This window comes from Brevundimonas sp., assembly GCF_018608325.1.
Lineage (GTDB): Bacteria > Pseudomonadota > Alphaproteobacteria > Caulobacterales > Caulobacteraceae > Brevundimonas.
Map to the genome: position 1 here is coordinate 13,953 of NZ_JABAZW010000180.1, position 3,033 is coordinate 16,985.

Genomic DNA, 3,033 nt, shown 5'->3' on the forward strand with positions numbered 1-3,033 from the left:
GGCTCCACCAATAGCCGGTGTCGCGGTCCAGTTCTTCCTGAGCGATGAACTCGGCGGTGGCCCAGGTGACCAGTCCGGCGCCGTCTGTGGTCAGCGCCCGCTCGCGGTTGGTGGTCAGGTTGAAGACGAACAGGTTCTGGTCGCGGACGTAGGAGACGAAATTGCCCAGCGGCGAGACCTTGGCGTCGATTTCGTCGCCGGGGGTCTGGGTCAGGCGGCGCACCGAGCCGTCGGTGCGGTTGGCCAGGAAGACGTCGCCCTCCAGCGGGGCCAGGATATAGCGACCCTGTTCGTCCCACGAATAATCGACCACGCCACGCGCCGAGATACGCTGGCGCTCACGCCGCGCCTTCTCCGCCTCAGACAACTCGCCTGCGTCGGGAACCAGGGCGCGGGCGTCGATCAGCTTGTAGGGTTCGCCGGGTCCGGTCGGGGCGGCCCACAGGTCCTGCACACTGACGTCGTCGTCGCGCGACCGCAGAAAGGCGACCAGTTCGCCGTCCGGCGACAGGCTGACCCCCTTGGCCACCGGACCGCCCAGAGCCGGATCGGCGAAGACCCGTTCCGGCGTCAGAATGTTCGACGGGGTTTGAGCGAGAGCTGGCCCGGCGAGAGCGACAGCGGCGGCGGACAGGAGCAGGATGTTGCGCATGCGGACGAAGCTAACGGCGCGGCTGCAAGCCGTCACGAGGAAATCTCGCCATGCGGGACGCGCCTTTTCCTTCCCTGCGAGCGGTTCTCACACTAAATAGCGCGCGATGACTGACGCAGCCCTCTCCCCCGCCCCGGCGCCCGCACCCGTGAAGGCCAGCCCGTTCAATGAGCTGGAAGTCCTGTGGGTGCGCCACTGGACCGACAGCCTGTTCAGCTTCGGCATCAAGCGGCCGGAGGATTTCCGCTTCCGTTCCGGCGAGTTCGTGATGATCGGCCTGCCGGGCGAAGACGGCGGCAAACCGGTGTTGCGCGCCTATTCCATCGCCAGCCCCAACTGGGCCGAGGAATTGGAGTTCTTCTCGATCAAGGTCGCCGACGGTCCGCTGACCTCGCGCCTGCAGAAGATTCAGGCGGGCGACACGGTGCTGATGGGCAAGAAGCCGACCGGCACGCTGGTGCTGGACGCCCTGACCGGGGGCGAACGTCTGTTCCTGATCGGCACCGGCACGGGTCTGGCCCCCTGGCTGAGCGTGGCGCGCGATCCCGAAACCTATTCCCGCTTCGGCCATGTCTATGTGATCCACACGGTTCGTGGCGTGGCGGACCTGGCCTATCGCGACTTCTTCAGCCGCGAGATCCATGACGATCCGCTGATCGGCGATGAGGCCAAGGCGCAGTTGACCTATTATCCGACCGTCACCCGCGAAGACTTCGAAACACCGGGCCGGATCACCGACCGGATCAAGTCGGGCGACTTCTTCCGTGATCTGGGTCTGCCGGAAGGTTTCGATCCCGCGCGCGACCGGGCGATGCTGTGCGGGTCGATGGCGATGATCAAGGAAGCGGGCGAACTGCTGGAGACGTTCGGCCTGAAGGAAGGCTCCAACGCCGAGCCCGCCGACTATGTGCTGGAACGCGCCTTCGTTGGTTAAGAAGGATTGGCGTCGGTTGAGACAGGTTGACGGCTTGGCTTCGCGCGCGTGACGGGCTAACCCCGCCGCCATGTCGAAGTCTGCTCCCGTCACCGTAGATTCCCGGGTCGATCCCGCCGATTGCCAGTCCATGGCCGATGTCCGTCAGGGCGTCGACGCACTGGACCGCGCACTGGTCGAACTGCTGGCCGAGCGTCAACGCTATATGGACGCCGCCGCCCGCATCAAGCCGAACCGCGACGCCGTATTCGATCAGGCCCGTATCGACGACGTGGTGGCCAAGGTGCTGGTGACGGCTGAGACCAAGGGCCTGTCACCCGACATCGCCGAGCCGGTCTGGCGCCTGCTGATCGACCGCTGCATCGCGCATGAGTTCGCGACCTACGATCAGACGCGGACCTAACCCCTCAGGCTTTTGAGCATCAGCTCGTGGCGATAGGCGGCGACGTCAGCCAGAGCGTCGGACAACGCCGACCGCACCCGCTCCAGAGCGGGCCCTGCCAGATCATCCTCTGACAGTTCCGCATCCGCACAGGTCGCCGCCAGATCATAGGCGCCGATGCCGCCCGCCGCCCCCCGGATGGTGTGGACGCCGTCGCGCCAGCCATCGACCTTGGGGTCCAGCAGGGCGGACCAGAGGCTGGCCTGTTCGGCGAACAGGCCCAGCACCTCCTCATTGATGGCGTCATCGCCGCCGGTCATCGACTCCAGCACAGAAAAGTCGACTGCACCCGTCAAATCCCGGCGGGCCATCAGGCCGACGGCTCCTCGCCCTTGGCCAGACGCGAGTTGCGCGAGGACCAGAGCAGATAGACGGCCAGACCGAACAGGTTCCACAGCAGGAAGTAGAGCTGGGTCGAGCTCTTCAGGCTGAAGAAGAAGATGATGCAGCCGATGATGGCGACGCCGCCGACCAGGGGCCACAGCGGCGCCTTGAACCTGCGCACGCGGTTGGGTTCGCGCACCCGCAGCACGATCAGGCTGACGCCCACGGCCATGAAGGCCATCAGGGTGCCAGCATTAGCCAGCGACGCCAGTTCGTCCAGACGCATGATGCCCGCCAGGAAGGCCACGACGATGGCGGTGAAGATGGTCACGACCGCCGGGACGCCCCGCTTGGAGATCTTGGCCAGGCGGTTGGGCAGCAGGCCGTCGCGCGCCATACCCAGGAAGATGCGGCTCTGACCGAACAGGAAGGCCAACAGAACCGTCGGCAGTGCGATCACGGCGGCGGCGGCGATCCACTGGGCAGCGACGCCCTGCCCCAGACCGCGCATGATGTGGGCCAGCGGCTCGGGGCTGGCCGAGAAGCTGGCGGTCGGGGCCGCGCCGATGGCGGCTGCCGCGACGGCGATATAGAGGATGGTGCAGATGACCATCGAGCCGACGATGCCGATGGCCAGATCTCGGTCCGGGTTCTTGGCTTCCTCGGCCGCGGTCGAGATCG

5 protein-coding genes are annotated in these 3,033 nt (G+C 66.3%); 2 read left to right on the forward strand and 3 right to left on the reverse strand.

Annotated elements, in window-relative coordinates; all coding sequences use genetic code 11:
- Nucleotides 1-652 (reverse strand): DPP IV N-terminal domain-containing protein (locus QZ281_RS18050; protein ID WP_292230993.1); only part of this gene is annotated, 652 nt, incomplete at its 3' end.
- 106 nt (nt 653-758) lie between these two features.
- Here QZ281_RS18050 and QZ281_RS18055 point away from each other — a divergent pair.
- Together QZ281_RS18055 and QZ281_RS18060 are read left to right on the forward strand one after the other, a co-directional pair.
- Nucleotides 759-1,586 (forward strand): ferredoxin--NADP reductase, encoded by an 828-nt coding sequence (locus QZ281_RS18055; protein WP_292230996.1) that lies wholly within the window; start codon nt 759-761, stop codon nt 1,584-1,586.
- A gap of 70 nt (nt 1,587-1,656) precedes the next feature.
- Nucleotides 1,657-1,989, forward strand: a complete 333-nt coding sequence (locus QZ281_RS18060) for a chorismate mutase (protein ID WP_292230999.1) — start codon at nt 1,657-1,659, stop codon at nt 1,987-1,989.
- Here the strand turns inward: QZ281_RS18060 and QZ281_RS18065 are convergent.
- Together QZ281_RS18065 and QZ281_RS18070 are read right to left on the reverse strand one after the other, a co-directional pair.
- Entirely contained in the window at nt 1,986-2,339 is a 354-nt protein-coding gene (locus QZ281_RS18065) for an Hpt domain-containing protein (RefSeq protein WP_292231002.1), read from the reverse strand. The genes QZ281_RS18060 and QZ281_RS18065 overlap by 4 nt on opposite strands.
- The coding region (locus QZ281_RS18070; RefSeq protein WP_292231005.1) for an amino acid permease at nt 2,339-3,033 on the reverse strand (695 nt) is incomplete at its 5' end. The genes QZ281_RS18070 and QZ281_RS18065, both read right to left, overlap by 1 nt.

Coding starts and splice junctions, on each gene's coding strand:
- QZ281_RS18065 (WP_292231002.1), bottom strand. CDS start 2,339: ATGGCCCGCCGGGATTTGACGGGTGCAGTCGACTTTTCTGTGCTGGAG.
- QZ281_RS18060 (WP_292230999.1), top strand. CDS start 1,657: ATGTCGAAGTCTGCTCCCGTCACCGTAGATTCCCGGGTCGATCCCGCC.
- QZ281_RS18055 (WP_292230996.1), top strand. CDS start 759: ATGACTGACGCAGCCCTCTCCCCCGCCCCGGCGCCCGCACCCGTGAAG.